The organism is Desulforhabdus amnigena, assembly GCF_027925305.1.
GTDB classification, from domain to species: Bacteria; Desulfobacterota; Syntrophobacteria; order Syntrophobacterales; family Syntrophobacteraceae; genus Desulforhabdus; species Desulforhabdus amnigena.
The window spans coordinates 1,599,298-1,614,174 of the sequence record NZ_BSDR01000001.1 but is presented as its reverse complement, the minus strand read 5'-3'; the positions used below and the strand labels follow the sequence as shown (position 1 = coordinate 1,614,174).

16 protein-coding genes and 2 pseudogenes are annotated in these 14,877 nt (G+C 52.9%); 8 read left to right on the top strand and 10 right to left on the bottom strand.

Annotated elements, in window-relative coordinates:
- Positions 1 to 163 precede the first annotated feature (163 nt).
- The 6 genes and pseudogenes from QMG16_RS19550 to QMG16_RS06955 all read left to right on the top strand — a co-directional run.
- A pseudogene (locus QMG16_RS19550) lies at positions 164 to 415 on the top strand (hypothetical protein); the annotation flags it as partial.
- Positions 416 to 1,020: 605 nt separating this feature from the next.
- On the top strand, positions 1,021 to 1,452 hold the full coding sequence (tnpA, locus tag QMG16_RS06975) for an IS200/IS605 family transposase (RefSeq protein ID WP_281793253.1): 432 nt from the start codon (positions 1,021 to 1,023) through the stop codon (positions 1,450 to 1,452).
- Between the two features lie 223 nt (positions 1,453 to 1,675).
- A complete protein-coding gene (locus tag QMG16_RS06970; RefSeq protein ID WP_281793252.1) occupies positions 1,676 to 2,416 on the top strand; it encodes a class I SAM-dependent methyltransferase in 741 nt (246 codons plus the stop codon).
- A gap of 284 nt (positions 2,417 to 2,700) precedes the next feature.
- Positions 2,701 to 3,519: a protein NO VEIN domain-containing protein gene (locus QMG16_RS06965; RefSeq protein WP_281793251.1), complete on the top strand. Its 819-nt coding sequence runs from the start codon at positions 2,701 to 2,703 to the stop codon at positions 3,517 to 3,519.
- 381 nt (positions 3,520 to 3,900) lie between these two features.
- Positions 3,901 to 5,348 (top strand): annotated as a pseudogene (locus QMG16_RS06960) (IS3 family transposase).
- Positions 5,349 to 5,446: 98 nt separating this feature from the next.
- Positions 5,447 to 5,809: a hypothetical protein gene (locus QMG16_RS06955; protein WP_281793250.1), complete on the top strand. Its 363-nt coding sequence runs from the start codon at positions 5,447 to 5,449 to the stop codon at positions 5,807 to 5,809.
- Between the two features lie 131 nt (positions 5,810 to 5,940).
- Here QMG16_RS06955 and QMG16_RS06950 read toward each other — a convergent pair whose 3' ends face one another.
- Both QMG16_RS06950 and QMG16_RS06945 read right to left on the bottom strand, forming a co-directional pair.
- Complete coding sequence (locus QMG16_RS06950; protein WP_281793249.1) at positions 5,941 to 6,195, bottom strand: Txe/YoeB family addiction module toxin; 255 nt, start codon at positions 6,193 to 6,195, stop codon at positions 5,941 to 5,943.
- On the bottom strand, positions 6,192 to 6,443 hold the full coding sequence (locus tag QMG16_RS06945) for a type II toxin-antitoxin system Phd/YefM family antitoxin (RefSeq protein ID WP_281793248.1): 252 nt from the start codon (positions 6,441 to 6,443) through the stop codon (positions 6,192 to 6,194). The genes QMG16_RS06950 and QMG16_RS06945 overlap by 4 nt, the downstream gene beginning before the upstream one ends.
- A 267-nt stretch (positions 6,444 to 6,710) precedes the next feature.
- On the opposite strand from QMG16_RS06945, the gene QMG16_RS06940 reads away from it, so the two are divergent.
- Positions 6,711 to 7,166: a hypothetical protein gene (locus QMG16_RS06940; protein ID WP_281793247.1), complete on the top strand. Its 456-nt coding sequence runs from the start codon at positions 6,711 to 6,713 to the stop codon at positions 7,164 to 7,166.
- Between the two features lie 81 nt (positions 7,167 to 7,247).
- On the opposite strand, the gene QMG16_RS06935 is transcribed toward QMG16_RS06940, so the two are convergent.
- The 8 genes from QMG16_RS06935 to bioA form a co-directional block, all read right to left on the bottom strand.
- A complete protein-coding gene (locus QMG16_RS06935) occupies positions 7,248 to 8,435 on the bottom strand; it encodes an aminotransferase class I/II-fold pyridoxal phosphate-dependent enzyme (protein ID WP_281793246.1) in 1,188 nt (395 codons plus the stop codon).
- Positions 8,422 to 8,919, bottom strand: a complete 498-nt coding sequence (locus QMG16_RS06930) for a hypothetical protein (RefSeq protein WP_281793245.1) — start codon at positions 8,917 to 8,919, stop codon at positions 8,422 to 8,424. The genes QMG16_RS06935 and QMG16_RS06930 overlap by 14 nt, the downstream gene beginning before the upstream one ends.
- Positions 8,916 to 10,148 (bottom strand): beta-ketoacyl-[acyl-carrier-protein] synthase family protein, encoded by a 1,233-nt coding sequence (locus tag QMG16_RS06925; RefSeq protein ID WP_281793244.1) that lies wholly within the window; start codon positions 10,146 to 10,148, stop codon positions 8,916 to 8,918. The genes QMG16_RS06930 and QMG16_RS06925 overlap by 4 nt, the downstream gene beginning before the upstream one ends.
- Positions 10,145 to 10,801 carry a nitroreductase family protein gene (locus QMG16_RS06920; protein ID WP_281793243.1) on the bottom strand — a complete coding sequence of 219 codons (657 nt, stop codon included), beginning with the start codon at positions 10,799 to 10,801 and terminating at the stop codon, positions 10,145 to 10,147. The genes QMG16_RS06925 and QMG16_RS06920 overlap by 4 nt, the downstream gene beginning before the upstream one ends.
- Entirely contained in the window at positions 10,798 to 11,214 is a 417-nt protein-coding gene (locus tag QMG16_RS06915; protein WP_281793242.1) for an acyl carrier protein, read from the bottom strand. The genes QMG16_RS06920 and QMG16_RS06915 overlap by 4 nt, the downstream gene beginning before the upstream one ends.
- 77 nt (positions 11,215 to 11,291) lie before the next feature.
- Entirely contained in the window at positions 11,292 to 12,020 is a 729-nt protein-coding gene (locus tag QMG16_RS06910) for an SDR family NAD(P)-dependent oxidoreductase (RefSeq protein ID WP_281793241.1), read from the bottom strand.
- Positions 12,017 to 12,355: an ApeI family dehydratase gene (locus tag QMG16_RS06905; RefSeq protein ID WP_281793240.1), complete on the bottom strand. Its 339-nt coding sequence runs from the start codon at positions 12,353 to 12,355 to the stop codon at positions 12,017 to 12,019. Before QMG16_RS06905 ends, QMG16_RS06910 begins: the two co-directional genes overlap by 4 nt.
- Before the next feature lie 276 nt (positions 12,356 to 12,631).
- Positions 12,632 to 13,981 (bottom strand): adenosylmethionine--8-amino-7-oxononanoate transaminase, encoded by a 1,350-nt coding sequence (gene bioA / locus QMG16_RS06900; protein ID WP_281793239.1) that lies wholly within the window; start codon positions 13,979 to 13,981, stop codon positions 12,632 to 12,634.
- Positions 13,982 to 14,153: 172 nt separating this feature from the next.
- On the opposite strand from bioA, the gene bioD reads away from it, so the two are divergent.
- A complete protein-coding gene (gene bioD, locus QMG16_RS06895) occupies positions 14,154 to 14,855 on the top strand; it encodes a dethiobiotin synthase (protein WP_281793238.1) in 702 nt (233 codons plus the stop codon).
- Positions 14,856 to 14,877: the final 22 nt, after the last annotated feature.

Genomic DNA, 14,877 nt, shown 5'->3' with positions numbered 1-14,877 from the left:
TCTAAGTTTTTTATTTTTAAACAGCATTGACAAATTGCATTAAATATCGGCATTTGGAGATCGTAAGTTGACAGTTTTCCGTAAAATAAAACGGAAAATACGCTGGATAATCAATCTGTATAATCAATGTTGGCTTCTTTGGAGACAAGTTTGAACTTCATCTCTCGTTCCTAGTGTCGGGGCTCAGGGTGGTGATGTGGAGGCGATGGTTAAAGCTGGCCAAACTCCAGACGGGCGGGGCTTGATAATCAATTCTTCGAGGGCTGTACTTTATGCGGACAGGGGGGAAGATTTTTCAGGGGCGGCTAGGGCGGTCGCAGCGGCGCTTCGAAACCAAATTAATGCCTGTAGAGGCCAACAATGCCTTCTAGCCGACGTCTCCACCGCCGCTTCGCTTCGTCAAGGCCGCGGCTGAAGGCGGGCGTTCTCGCCGCCTGCGGCGTCTCAAACCAATGTTCGAGCGGAAATCGCCTTCGGCGGCTCCGCCCCCATTCCCGTCCGTTAGCTCCACGCTGGTATTCGTTGGAGCCCCTTTATACACAGCGTCATGAATAACTGCGCATCGAGTCTCATTTTGGTGAAGGCAGATCTGCTCTGGTAGCCGTTTTAACACCTGCATTTTGCGCATCAACTTCATCCGCTGTGTATAGTTGTAATAGCCGTACAGTCGACAGCCCGTGTCAGGGTGAACTATTGACCTTCATGTTGATCAGCAAACGTAATTGATCTCAAATCACTTGTGTGTATAATCCGTTTTTCGAAGGAAAAAATAAAAGGTGTATAATCCGGAATCGGCTTTAGGATTCATTATAATTTCGACCTGTTAAAAATTCAGTGCCCGGATTAGACACCTGATTTGGTGTATTTGTCGGAATTTTTTGATTCAATATTTGGTGTCTAATTAATTTTGGGTAAACCCCCGGCTCTGCCGGGCGACTCCCAGAGTTTGACATTTCCGGGAGTATACGAAAGCTTCCCTCCTGTGAACCGCTCAAAGTTTACAGAAAGGAAAGCTTTCGTATGGACGAATACCAAAGCCTAAGCCACACGGCGTGGGACTGCAAGTACCATGTGGTATGGATTCCCAAATACCGAAGGAAGACCCTCTATGAAGAGCTCCGAAAGCATTTGGGGCAGATATTCAGAGAGCTTGCGATGCAGCGTGAGAGCAAGATAGTGGAAGGTCATCTGCTGGTGGACCATGTCCACATGCTCATCAGCATTCCACCCAAGTACAGCGTTGCCCAAGTGGTGGGTTTCATCAAGGGCAAAAGTGCCATCCACATTGCAAGGAGCTTCCTTGGTCAGAGGAAGAATTTCACTGGCCACAATTTCTGGGCGCGCGGATACTTCGTGTCCACGGTGGGTAAAGATGAGAAGATGATCCGCGAATATATCAAAAAGCAGGAAACCGAGGATCGCAGACTCGATCAACTGCATATGTTCAAGTAGCCGCCACCTTTAGGTGGCCAATGGTTTACAACCGCTTTGAGCGGTCCATATTTTCAAGCCTCCGGCTTTGCCGGAGGTATTTGACTAGAACCCAAATGTCAACAGAACCTAGCCACCAGATATCGCAATAGATGGAAATTTTTTCAAGATATAAGAGTGATAGCATGGAAAATTTTCCACCTATTGAGAATGTTAGGCGAAAAACACACACAAAGGATACCTGATGAATAGCAAAGAAATATTCTATCCCGAGGCAAAATTCGGCGGATTCACAGATATTGATGGAACGGTGGCGTTTTTTAACAGAGTCAATTCGCTTCTTGAATCATCCTTTACCGTTCTGGATGTAGGTTGCGGAAGGGGCGCATATGGTGAAGATTCAGTGCCACTTCGGAAAAATCTAAGGATTATTAAAGGAAAAGTTGCCAAGGTTGTCGGAATAGACGTTGATAAAAAAGCTCAAGACAATCCGTTTCTCGATGAGTTTCATCTCATACAAGGTGACGCATGGCCGATTAACGACAACTCGATCGACCTAATCATATGCGATAATGTCTTGGAACACATTGATGATCCAGATAAGTTCTTTGCTGAAATTGGCCGTGTCCTAAAGAATGGCGGATTTTTGTGCATAAGGACTCCAAATCGATGGAGCTACATTGCGCTAGGGGCGACACTAATTCCTAATAGGTATCACTCATCAGTGACGTCTATTGTCCAGGATGGCAGGAAAGAGGAGGATGTCTTCCCAACTGTTTACAAATGCAATAGTGTCGCTAAGCTAAAACGCATTATGAAGAAGAGCGGCTTTGAGTGCGTAGTGTACGGGTACGAAGCTGAACCTAGCTATCTCTCCTTTTCAAAGGTCGCCTATCTTTTCGGTGTTCTTCATCAACGATTTGCTCCTAGGTTTCTAAAGCCAGCGATATTCGCCTTTGGAAAGATTAAGAAAGAAATCGCCTAACAAGGCAAATGCACTCGGACAGCAAAAAGCGCCGCTCGTTCCTCGCTCTGCTTTTTTGCTGCCGGTGATTTGCGACGTTCGCGCCGCCTCCGGCGGCGCGAATGGGGAGTTGCGCGACTCTCACGATGGTTCTCGCCGCCTGCGGCGTCTCGAACCAACGTTCGAGCGGAAACCGCCTTCGGCGGCTCCGCCCCCATTGGCACTCGGGCCTGCAATAAATTGCAGCCCTCGTGGCCAAGGGGGTTCCGCTCAACTCCCCATTATGCATTTCAGCAGGAGAGTTTATGAGTTGGCATAATTTTGTTCCAGGACAGCGTGTAGCTCGCGATGAAGTGATTCAAGTCTGTAATGCCTATATTCGTTCTGGAAAAGTCAAGAATCCTCAGAATAAGATTTCGTATTTGGAGGAATTCAGGAACAGTCCACACGATGTCATAGTATATACACCTCAAGGAAGTGGTTGGGGCAACTCCCCTCTAAATCCCAACAACTGGCGTGGAACCGACGGTAGTTTCATCTGGGAGAGAAAAGTCATTCCCAAACGAACTCAGACAGACACAGAAGGCAACCACAACATGCCTCCGGTCGGTTTGTCAGATCAAGGGATTTTGTCACCGACTCAGGTAAAGCTGGACTCAGGCTCAGAATCCTTGCAGCCAGATGCTACTCTCAGCCAGGTAGCTGAACCTGAAGGTGATGTTCTTGAAGACATACCTTCGGAAGACCAAGTGTCCGGTGCAGGATTTGGCAGTCCAGAAATCAATAAAGCGGTAGAAGCATCCGCTGTGCAACACGTAATTCAGCTATACGAGAGTTCAGGATGGACGGTCATCTCCGTAGAGACCGAGAAATGTGGGTTTGATCTGGTCTGCAAAAAGGAGTCTCGTGAGGAACATGTGGAGGTAAAAGGCACGAGAGGAACCGAACAGAGCTTCATCATCACTGCGGGAGAGGTGAGAAAAGCAAAAGAGGATTCCTTGTTTGTACTTTGCCTCGTCAACTCTGCTTTGTCAGACAACCCCTTTGTCTCCAAGTACTCAAGATCAGAATTGGCGAGTCATTTTAGACTCGAAGCTTTAGCATATAAAGCGGTCCCGAAATAGTCCCTTGCATAACCTACAAGGATAGAGGGGAGCAATAGAGGGGTGGGATGCTTTTCCCCACCCCTCTATTGTTCCCCTCTATCCATTGTTCAAGAAGCCCGGACTGGCATGGATTCTGGTATAGGGTATTGGTTCGATTTGCAGGAGAGTCGATTGACTGGAAGCAATGAAAGGTTCACAGTTTCCAGCCAATTTGGGGGAAGATAAGCAAGCAGATTGCCGTGATTGTGGTCAAGCCAGACTCATTCAGCGCATCAGAGCCCTCTGTGCCAATATGCTTGAGACATCCTCCCCCAAATAAATTAAAGTAGAGGGTGGAGGAAGAGACTAATCATGGAAAAAGGTTCAAATATGGAAAAGCGGTTGGTCAAGGTGAGTGCCCTGGAGGCGGAATCGGGGGAGCAGAGCGAGCCCGATGGAGCTGTAAGGGCACTCGGGCGGCCGGATCCCGAAGTGTTGGAGAATCCGACACGCCGTAAGTTCACGGCCGAATACAAACTGAATATCCTTGGTCTAGCCGACGCTTGTAAGACCCCCGGTAGTCTTGGTGCCTTGCTGCGCCGCGAAGGATTGTATCACTCAAACCTCGCCACCTGGCGACGGCAACGGAATGCGGGCACCCTGGAGGCTTTGGAGCCAAGAAAACGGGGACCCAAAGCCAAAGAACCCGATCCTCTGGTGATCGAGATGGGCAGACTGCGCCAGGAAAACGAACGGCTTCAAAAACGCCTCAAGCAGGCGGAGCTCATCATCGATGCTCAAAAAAAAATCTCTCAGATATTGGGCATAACACTCGAAACCCAGGTGCAGAGCGGGAAAGACTGATGGATGCCACAGAAGCGCTCGCCCTTGAAATAGGCACCCGCCGTGCCTGTGAAGCCCTCGTGGTTCCGAGGGCCAGCCTGTATCGGCGGAGAGCCGGGAGCAAAATGAAGGCTGCGGAGTGCGGCGGGAAATCTCCTTCGCCGCGTGCTCTGCAACCAGAAGAAAAGCAGGCGGTGCTCGATATCCTGCACTCGGAGCGCTTTGTCGACAAGGCTCCTCATGAAGTCTATGCGACCTTGCTCGATGAGGGAAAATACCACTGCTCCATCCGCACCATGTACCGGATCCTTGAAGATCAAAAGGAGGTGAAAGAACGCAGAAACCAGTTGCGCCATCCTGTTTATGAAAAACCCGAGCTTCTGGCAACGGGACCCAACCAGGTCTGATCCTGGGACATCACGAAGCTTCTTGGTCCCGGCAAATGGACCTACTTCTATCTCTATGTGATTATTGACATCTTCAGCCGATACGTCGTCGGATGGATGGTGGCAACCCATGAATCGGCGCAGCTCGCAAAACGCTTCATTCAGGAAACCTGTTCCAAACAGGGGATAGTTCCGGGACAGTTGACGATTCATGCAGACAGAGGATCTTCAATGAAATCGAAACCCGTGGCCTTTCTGCTCGCAGACCTTGGGATCACCAAGACTCACAGCAGACCCTATACCAGTGATGATAACCCTTACTCCGAATCCCAGTTCAAAACGCTCAAGTATAGACCTGATTTTCCCGAATGCTTTGGAGCCATCCAGGATGCACGCAGTTTCTGCCAGGATTTCTTTCCCTGGTACAACCAGGAGCACCGTCATACGGGGATCAGCCTGCTCACCCCCGAGATGGTTCACTTTGGAAATGCCCCTGAAGTCTTACAAGCCAGAGAACGGGTCTTGATCCGCGCATACCAGGATCACCCAGAAAGATTCGTCAACAAGGTGCCGACTCCAAAGCCTTTACCGACAGCGGCTTGGATCAATCCCCCCAAGCTTGTAACGACTGATGGATAGTTACAATAAATTTTGCTCAAGGGTGTCTCAAAGTTATTGACACATTCCGCAGCAACCGAAATCATCACCACCCACAAATCCGAGCAAAGGAGAAACAAATGGCTGAACAACTTCGTTCCGCAACGGCGCTTGTCAACTCAGTACTCTCTAATCCTGCGACAATCGAAGAACTTAAAGTCGATCCAGAGGGTATATTGCGCAAGTTCGAGGCACAGGTAACACAACAACTGCCACCTCCCAGTTCCAAGATTATCGATGCAATTTGGCTAATCATTGTCATCGCATTTGCATTTTCGCTCATTTACTCGGTCTGGGTTCTTGGTGCAGGAGTCTCCACTGAACTCAAAAAGGATGTGGTTTACGCTACTAAGAGTGACACCATGCTAACCATCGTAACCACGGTAGTGGGCTTCCTTGCAGGACTTCTTGCTCCTAGTCCCGTTGGAAAGAAGAATGCCTAACGAGCGTATGCGGCCGGACACCGAACCACGCCGGGAATTTACGGTAGCGTTTCCTGTAGTTCCTTGGCGGCATAGTTCGGTGCCGCTTCGGCGCGGCCGGTCAGCTGTTTGTTATGAGCATGAAGCCATCGCTAATAGTGGTATCTAAGCTGTGCAAGATGGAGGGAGTCCTGATCGATTTTGTAGACAATCCGGTGTTCATCGGTTACGCGTCGGGACCAATATCCGGATAGACCATGCCTGAGGGGCTCAGGCTTGCCGGTCCCCTCAAAGGGTGAGTGCTGTATTTCCTTGATCAGCTTGTTTATGCGCTCGAGAATCTTTCGATCAGTCCGTTGCCAGTAGAGGTAATCTTCCCAGGCATGTTCAGAGAAAATGATCCTCACTCGATCAACTCCCTCTCAGTACCACCACCGGATTCAAGCTCAGCAATGGACTCCAGAAGCCTTCTCGCGTTTTTCGGGCTTCTTAGAAGATAAGCGGTCTCTTCAAGGGCTTGGTAGTCTTCAAGGGAGATCATCACGACCGAACGCTGGCTTTTGCGTGTAATGATGATCGGGGAATGGTCATCGCAGACCTTGTCCATGGTTTTAGCAAGGTTACCTCGGGCTTGTGAGTAGGTTATTGCGTTCATCTATGGTACTCCTTTAAAAGAGGTTTGTACTATATATTGTACAATATGGGCCGGCTTATAACAAGTGGTTCGAGCCGGGCACCAAACCACTCGGTGCTTGCCTGCTCAGAGTTTAGCCCTTTACCATGTCCTCCCTATTAGGGGAGGCGGTTGATATATCTCATGAACCCGGGGCTTCGTCTTACAGGATTCACGTACAGGGACTTAATCCCGCCTCCCGTGCGGCCAGATGACAGTTATTGATAATAAAATGTGAGGAGTCGCGTCATGGCTGAAAAGAAGACCACAAGCAAGCGTAAAGTTTCCTCGAAGGTAGCAGGACAAAAGACCGCCCCCCGTTGTGGGCTGTGTGGTAAGAAAGGCAAATTGACAAAGACCGAGTGCTGCAACCAGTGGATCTGTGATGACGAGGACCAGTATGTTCTCTTTTCTTATGCGCGCAACAGTTGCCACAGAAATCATAGCAATTATACACTCTGCGCTTATCACTACAATGAGGGGCACGAAGGGGATTGGCGAGAGTGCAAAAAATGTCGGGAAGCTTTCGAGACTGAAATGTACGTCTGGTATGGTACCAACGAGTACAATTTTGTGAAGCTGCAGAATCCCCCGGAATTTGAGCCCACGCGATGTGCAAAGTGCAACGCAGTCATCAAACTCAGTGAGGATGCCTACTCCATAAAGGGCGGAAAATACTACTGTGAGCGATGTATAGCGCTTTGATACGACTATTCATGGCAAGCAACTGACGAAGTACTGCCTGAAGGATTCAAAGCTTCATGATTGTCTGCTCTGCTTGCAGGATTAAAAAGAGAGGGGCAGTTGGCGTAATAGGGGGGAGCAGTCGTCCTCCTCAAAAAGGTGCGGATGCTCCCTTTTCAGTTTCTGGAGTTCTTCCAGAAGGAAATCCAGGTCGGCTCGATCCAGCGTGCCATTTAGAGAGACGCGCAGCAGGATTTCCTTCGGGGGAACGGTGGGGGCGCGCACGGCATAGAGGGCGATGCCTCTTTCCCCGAGGCGTCTGCTGATTTCCACGGCTTCCTCGGCTCCCTTGCAGTAGATGGCCAGGATGTGTGCGTCTCCCGAGACGCGAAAGCCCGAGGATGTCAGCTGCGTGCGCAAATAGTTCGCGAGAGCCGCCAATTTTTCACGCTCTTCGTCCATTCCCGCCACAAGATCGATGGCGTCGGTTCCCACCGCCGCGTAGACTTCAGGCAGAGCCGTCGTGAAGATGAATGAACGGCACCGGTTGACCAGAAACGTATGAACCGGAGCGGAACAGAGAATGAATCCGCCGACGCACCCGAAGGCCTTGCCAAAGGTCCCGATGGTGATGTCGGCTCCGGCCGCTTTGCCGAAAATCGCTTTCCCTCGAGATTTGACCGCTCCGAGGGAGTGGGCTTCGTCTACGATCAGAAACCCCCTTTGACCCGCTTCTTCGATGACTCCTCGATTGCAGACATGCCCCGTCATGCTGAAAAGGGATTCAGTGATGGTCGCCATTTCGCGGCCTTTGAAACGCTCAGACAGATGCCGGTAGTGCTCTGCGTCGTTGTGTTTGAAGCTCTTGATCTCGCATTTTCCGCCCATGCTTTGCATGAGTCCGTCCACGACGCTGGCGTGGACTCGCTTGTCAATGAGCACCACATCCGCCAGTTCCCTGAGAGCCGAACATAGGCCGTAATTGGCCATGAAACCGGACGTGAAGACCAGGGCTGCTTCGTATTCGAAATGATCCGCGAGTTTTTCTTCCAGGATGCGGTGTGCCCTGGTATTGCCGAAGACGAGGCGGGAACTGCCCCCGCCGGTTCCGCACCGGGAAGCGTGCTTTGTCAGGGAAGGCCGAAGCAGGCCCCTGCGGACGATTCCCAGGTAGTCATTGGATGCCAGGTTGAGGCGCAGATGGACATCATCCGGGGGGAGGCGCCGGAAAACGCCTTTGGTCTGAAAGTCACGGCAAAGCTTTTGCGCTCGTTCTTCAATGGATTTCATGGAATCTTTCTCCGTTGGTGTTCAGAAAAGTCTGCTGCTCCAACCGATCGAGGTAGTCCTGCCAGTACCGGCGCCGCCCGTCCGTATCCCGGCCGCCGAGTTCGGCAGTGCAGATCAGAAGATCGAAATCGGCGAGAAGAGTGCCGTTAAAAGACTCGACCTTTCCCTGGTAGCGGGTCAAATCGGGTGTGCCTGAAATCCGCCGGGCGAGAGTCCGCACCGTCGAAAGGGGCGAGACGGTGAAGAAGGGTTCATGAAAGGCCATGTGCCTGACTTTTCCCAGGAAGGAATCCCGAGTTCCCCGGTGTTGCGCGCGGTTCATGAGACCGCAGCTCTGGGCTGCGATTTCCAGGAGCAGGGAGGAAAATCCGAACCGGTTCAAAAGATCTTTTCTGGAGCTCAGGTCCGTGAGGGTGACGATACGCTCTTCGGATGCGTATTCCAGGATTCGGTCCACAAATCGAAAGGGGCCGGGCCGGCTCATGGTTCCCACCTCTTGACGACGAGTGCGCAGTTCTCACCGCCGAAACCGAAAGAATTGGAGAGGATGGTCCGAAGCGGCATGGAGCGGTTTTTCCGTACCAGTTCAATGCCTTCTTCAACGGTTTTCCCAACCGTGTTTACCGTGGGGGTCGCTTCTCCACGCCGGAGCATGGCAAGGCAGGCAGCCAGTTCGAGCGCTCCCGCCGCTGCCGAAAGATGGCCGAACTGGGATTTATTGGAAGTCACGGGCACGGGGAACGGAAAAACCCGGCGTATGGCCGCCGCTTCAGCGGCATCGTTTTTGAGGGTTCCCGTGCCATGGGCATCGATCAGGTCGATTTCTCCAGGGGCCATTCGAGCCATTCGGAGCGCTTTTTTCATGGCCGTTTCCATGCCGAGTCCGCCGGGTTCCGGGTCGGTCAGCCGAAAACCGTCGGAGCTGGACCCATAACCCACCAGTTCGGCCAGGATGGGAGTGTTCAGGGTTTGAGCCGTATCCGCATCCATGAGGAGGAAAGCAGCTGCACCCTCGCCCGGCACGAACCCATCCCGCTCTTTACAGAAGGGCAGAACACGGGGTTCGGGGGAAGGGGAGAGGGCTCCGAGCATTTTGTAAGCCTGCAGTCCGCCCCGGTTGAGGCGGCTGTCGCTGCCTCCGCAGAGGACGCAGTCCAGGTCCCCGTTGCGGATCTTGAGGAAGGCTTCGCCGATAGCATGGGAAGCGGCGGCGCAGGCCGTGAGGTAAGTCAGGGTTTCCCCCCGGATTCCAAGGGCGCATGAAATGGCGGACGCCGTCATATTGGGAAGATAGAGGAGCATCCAGGCTGCGGAAACTCCATGATGGCTCTTTGGCTGGTCGGCGGGTTCCACTGAAAAGGTTGCTTCGGGAATCGCGCTTAAATCGAAGTTGGGCCCCGCTCCCCAGAAAAGGTTCATTTCCTGAGGGTCGATGGATGCGGGTTGCAGGTTCTTCAGGCATTCGAAAGCGGCCACGACCGCCATGTCCGTTGCCCGGTTGTAGTAGCGCCGGTACTTGAAGGCACGTCCCTTCTGCCGGTAAAAGGCATCGAGGGCCGCATCGTCCACTCTGGCACCCGCAGGGTAGGGCAGTTCTTTTGCCAAGGGTTCGAACCAGTCCCTCTCAAGAAAAATGTTCCGTTGAAACTCCTCCCAGGTGGAACCCACCGGAGCGAGGACTCCCGCCGACACAATGACCACTCGCCGCTTCATCGTTGCAATACCTTCACGTAACGCTGTGCGGGAATGGCTTTCGGTTTCTTCCGTCCTTTCCCTGCCGCGCGTCCCAGAGCGACGAGACAGCGCAAAGTGAGATGCGGTGGTGCTCTAAAGATGTGGTCAAAAAGCTCCGGAAACAATTCCACTGGAGCCGAAAGGATGCAATGGCCGATGTTTGATTCCGTGCAAAGGAGTCCGATATTCTGAAGGACGGTTCCGAGAGAAATGAGGTTTGCGGCTTCACTTTTGGCATCGGAAAAAAGGGCGTCCAGCGCGCTTTTCCTGTCGTTGGTGTAGCAGAGCAGGAGGGCGGCGGCGTTCTCCAGAAAAATGCTGTAACGTTCGTAGTAGGAGATCACTTTGTTTCTAGATGCATCTCCACATGATTTCACGTGAAGTTCAAGAAAGGACGACCTGAGTTCCTGCGCCAGCTCTTCCAGGGCTTTCCGCTCTTCGGCGATGACGAAATAGAACGGATTGCGTCCCGACGGGGAGGGAGCGTGCAAAGCGGTTTCAACGATGCGCTGAACGCTGCCCGCGGGGAGCGGTTCTCCCGTGAAAAAGCGTTCGGAGTAGCGGCTGCAAATGAGATATTCCAGATGCGTTGAAGTGCGCATATCTTCGCTCGGAGTTGTTTTGGCATTCATGGTCGGTTTGTCTCGAATGTATGAGCTGTAGTACTTCCCTGGCTGGTATTTCCGGTTTTGAAGTCCAGATATCTCACCAGGTGGCCGACCTTGAGCACATTGCCCCTGGGTGCTTCTTCCATCAACCTCCGGAGTTCCTCCCGAGGCAGGTGCGGATATGCAGCGGTGAGGATATCCAGGAGTCGACCGCCCTTCGCACTGCTCATCATGGGGCGGAATTCGGAAAGAAACAGGGTTTTTTCGTCGATATCCAGTTTGTATTCCTGGGATAGTGTCATGGAGAGTTCCAGAAAATCGATGGATTCAAATCCCAGGTCCTCCACCAGGCGAGTCGTTGGAGTCACTTCATTCTCGTCGCAGTTGATCAGCTCTGAAATGGTCTTTTGCAAAGTCTTCAAAACGGCTTCAGACATAAATCCTCCGGTAAATGGTTCACAGGGGTTGCGCATCCATACGCCTTGATGCGTTGTTGTATCGATTGGTATCCTGTTTATTTCACTGCGAGGGAAAGCCCTCCATCCACGACAATCTGCGAACCGGTCAGGTAATCGCTATATTCTCCCAGGAAGAGCATCACCGCTTCGGCAACTTCCTCCGATGTTCCCGCACGCCCCACAGGTACGACCTTCTTCAGGTCCTTTTGTGCCAGAAACTCGGAGGAAAAATCCGTTCGAACGTAGCCGGGGGTAACCCAGTTGCAGGTGATGCCTTTGCGCGCAAATTCAACGGCACAGCCCTTCAGGAAGGCTTCGAGCCCCGCTTTGGCCGATGCGTAGACTGCTTGCCCTGGAGCAGGGAAGCGGGCTGCGGTGGAAGAGATGCCCACGATGCGCCCGAACCGTCGCAGCAGCATGGGGGCGACGATCCAGCGGATGAGGTGCATGTGGAAAGTCATGTTGACCCGCAGCTGTTCCTCCATCGACGCATCCTCCTGGCGGAGGACAAGAGCTTCGTGAAGCGTTCCCGCTGCGCAAACGAGGACATCCGGCACCCGCTCCATTCCCTGGAAAGATTCGCTGATGGCACCCATGCTTTCCCGGGGATTGGAAAAATCAGCGGCAAGATGATGGAGCAGTGAATGTTCAAAAGCCGAGGGCTGCCTCGATGCGTAATAGACTTCCACCCCCTGATCCATGAGACGCCGGGCAATGGCGAGTCCGATTCCACGGCTTCCACCGGTGATGAGAGCACGCTGGATTTTCGGGTGCAGGGAAATCATGACCGTCCGTACTGCAGCAGGGCGGAGGAGAGCGTTTGCCCATCCTGCCGGGCCAGGCAGGAAAAGATGACGCGGTCATCGTCTACGCCCATATGAGAGATTTCCACTTCCACCCAGCCCGGGCGACCAAAACGGATGAAACGCGCGTTGCGGATTCCTGCAAGGACCAGGAGCGGCTTTTCTTGAGGCATGAGCCTGTCACGGATGGCTTTCTGAAAGCAATCGAGCACCAGAGAACCCGGAATCACGGGCCGGCCGGGAAAGTGGTCTTCAAATAAGGGGTCCGACGGATCGAAGTGGAAACATTCGTTCACTTGGGGGTATATTTCATTCATGTTCCCGATTTTCCAACCTTTTGAATACATGCGCAACTTCAGACACGAGCCCTTTAAGGGAGTGAGCCGCTCTTGAAATCCCCATTCACCACGGAGGCACAGAGATCACGGAGGAATCCCATAAAAATTCCAAAATCTTCTCCGTGCCCTCTGTGCCTCTGTGGTGAATAACGGGTATTAGAATCCGCCAACTCCCTGGGGGCACCCATCAGCCATGAGCCATCACCCATCACCCATCAGCCATGAGCCATCAGCCATGAGCCATCAGCCATGAGCCTATTTCCCGAGAACCTTTCCAATAGATTCGCAGGCGATGTCTGCGAGAGTCTCCAGTTCGTTGGGTTTGATCGTGAGAGGCGGGAAAAAATAGACCACATTTCCCAGTGGGCGCAGCAAAGCCCCTGCTTTCAGGGCCTCCTGGAAGACCCGATACCCTGTGCGTTCTTCCCAGGGAAAGCCTTCTCTGGTTTCCCTGTCCTTGACCAGTTCCACGGCTGCGATCATCCCCAGTTGCCGGAATTCCCCCACGCAGGGGAGGGCTTCGAACCGTTCCTTGAAGGAGGCCAGTTGGTCGATTTTGGGCTGCACCTCTTCGAGGATCTTTTCTTCCTCGAAAATGGTCAACACTTCCACGGCAACGGCGCAGGCGAGGGGATTGCCGGTGTAGCTGTGGGAATGGAGAAAGGCTTTGAGACTTGTGTATTCATCGTAAAAAGCGCGGTAAATCTCGTCATGAGTAACGACCACGGCAAGAGGGAGATAGCCTCCCGTGATGCCCTTGGAAAGGCACATGATGTCCGGGGCTACCCGGGCATGGTCGTTGGCGAACATCTTCCCCGTGCGTCCGAATCCAACAGCGATTTCGTCCGCTATGTAATGGATTTTATACGTGTCGCAAAGGGAGCGGAGCTTTTGCAGGTAGCGGGGGGAATAGATGCGCATGCCGGCGGCTCCTTGCACCAGCGGTTCCAGAATGATCCCCGCAATGGATTCGTGATGTTCCCGCACAATGGCTTCCACGTGAGCGAAACATTCGGCCTGGCAGGTATCCCGGTGTTTCCCTTCGGCACAGCGGTAGCAATCGGGCCCCTGGACCTGAAATCCTTGAAGAAGAATGGGCTGATAGATCTGCCGGTAAAGGTCGCAGCCTCCGACGCTCAGTGCCCCGATGGTTTCGCCGTGATACGCCCCTGTGAGGGAAAGGAATTTCGTCTTTCCTGGATGGCCGCACTGCTGCCAGTATTGGAAAGACATTTTCAGAGCCGCTTCCACGGCCGAAGATCCGTTGTCCGTGAAAAACACCTTGGAGAGATTGCCCGGCGTGACGGCCGCGAGTTTGGCCGAAAGCATGACGGCCGGTTCATTCGTGAAGTTTGCAAAAATATGGTGAGCAATCTTTCGGCTCTGTTCGATGAGCGCGGTGTTCAGGCGGGGATGATTGTGCCCCAGGAGATTCACCCACCAGGAGGAAACGCCGTCGATATAACATTTGCCGTTCTTATCCTGGAGGTAGACTCCGTCGCCCCGTTCAATGGGAATGGGGGGAAGTTCCTCGTGATCTTTCATTTGAGTGCACGGATGCCACACATGGTCGGCGTCCAGCTGGAGAAGCCGTTCGACATTCATTCTGTAACCCCTTTCGGATTGGGGGATACCATGAGTTTCTGGACTTCGTCAACCCAATTGTGCTCAACTGGTTAACCAACGCTTGACACGTGAGTGGGAATCTGAGTAAAGAGCCTTTCGAAAGTTGTTGTTTCGAGCACAAGGATTGATACCTGACAACGGGAGCGGGAAGATGGGGCAACAAAAGGGGCTTTTCGTTACGGGAACCGATACGGGGGTGGGGAAAACCTTTGTGACCTGCCTTTTGGCGTCTCATCTGAAGGATTACATGAAAGTCGGGGTGATGAAGCCGGCGGAAAGCGACTGCGAGGAGGTCGAAGGGCAATGGCTGCCGAAGGATGCACTCCGGCTGAAAGTTGCGGCCGGTTCGCATATGCCTCTGGATACGATTTGCCCCTATGCTCTTCCCCGGCCGCTGGCTCCGGCCGAGGCGGCACGGGAGGCGGGCATCACCATCGATCTTGAACACATCAAGGAAAAGTACCGGAATATCGCCGAGGCCTCGGATGTGGTGCTCGTGGAAGGGGCGGGGGGATTGCTGGTGCCCCTCTCCCATTCCTGTCTCTACGCGGATCTCGTCCGGGATCTAAAGCTTCCCCTTCTCATCGTCGCACGGGCAGGCCTTGGGACCGTGAACCATTCTCTTCTCACCGTGGAGTCGGCTCTTTCCAGAGGGATTCGCGTCATTGGGGTGCTCCTCAATGAAAATGAATCCTGCGAGCATGATGCCAGTTACTGGAGCAATCCCAGGGTATTGCAGGATTTGGCCTCCGTTCCCGTCCTGGGGCCGCTCCCCCATATGGAGTGTGACCCGGGGGCGAAGAATGCAGTCCAGGAAGTCTTGCGCGAGATTGAAAGGTTGGCGTTTTCATGACCTGGCTTTCCTTGTCATATAA

Coding starts and splice junctions, on each gene's coding strand:
- QMG16_RS06955 (WP_281793250.1), top strand. CDS start 5,447: ATGGCTGAACAACTTCGTTCCGCAACGGCGCTTGTCAACTCAGTACTC.
- QMG16_RS06925 (WP_281793244.1), bottom strand. CDS start 10,148: ATGAAGCGGCGAGTGGTCATTGTGTCGGCGGGAGTCCTCGCTCCGGTG.
- QMG16_RS06965 (WP_281793251.1), top strand. CDS start 2,701: ATGAGTTGGCATAATTTTGTTCCAGGACAGCGTGTAGCTCGCGATGAA.
- tnpA (WP_281793253.1), top strand. CDS start 1,021: ATGGACGAATACCAAAGCCTAAGCCACACGGCGTGGGACTGCAAGTAC.
- QMG16_RS06970 (WP_281793252.1), top strand. CDS start 1,676: ATGAATAGCAAAGAAATATTCTATCCCGAGGCAAAATTCGGCGGATTC.
- QMG16_RS06940 (WP_281793247.1), top strand. CDS start 6,711: ATGGCTGAAAAGAAGACCACAAGCAAGCGTAAAGTTTCCTCGAAGGTA.
- QMG16_RS06915 (WP_281793242.1), bottom strand. CDS start 11,214: ATGTCTGAAGCCGTTTTGAAGACTTTGCAAAAGACCATTTCAGAGCTG.
- bioA (WP_281793239.1), bottom strand. CDS start 13,981: ATGAATGTCGAACGGCTTCTCCAGCTGGACGCCGACCATGTGTGGCAT.
- QMG16_RS06910 (WP_281793241.1), bottom strand. CDS start 12,020: ATGATTTCCCTGCACCCGAAAATCCAGCGTGCTCTCATCACCGGTGGA.
- QMG16_RS06935 (WP_281793246.1), bottom strand. CDS start 8,435: ATGAAATCCATTGAAGAACGAGCGCAAAAGCTTTGCCGTGACTTTCAG.
- bioD (WP_281793238.1), top strand. CDS start 14,154: ATGGGGCAACAAAAGGGGCTTTTCGTTACGGGAACCGATACGGGGGTG.
- QMG16_RS06905 (WP_281793240.1), bottom strand. CDS start 12,355: ATGAATGAAATATACCCCCAAGTGAACGAATGTTTCCACTTCGATCCG.
- QMG16_RS06930 (WP_281793245.1), bottom strand. CDS start 8,919: ATGAGCCGGCCCGGCCCCTTTCGATTTGTGGACCGAATCCTGGAATAC.
- QMG16_RS06945 (WP_281793248.1), bottom strand. CDS start 6,443: ATGAACGCAATAACCTACTCACAAGCCCGAGGTAACCTTGCTAAAACC.
- QMG16_RS06920 (WP_281793243.1), bottom strand. CDS start 10,801: ATGAATGCCAAAACAACTCCGAGCGAAGATATGCGCACTTCAACGCAT.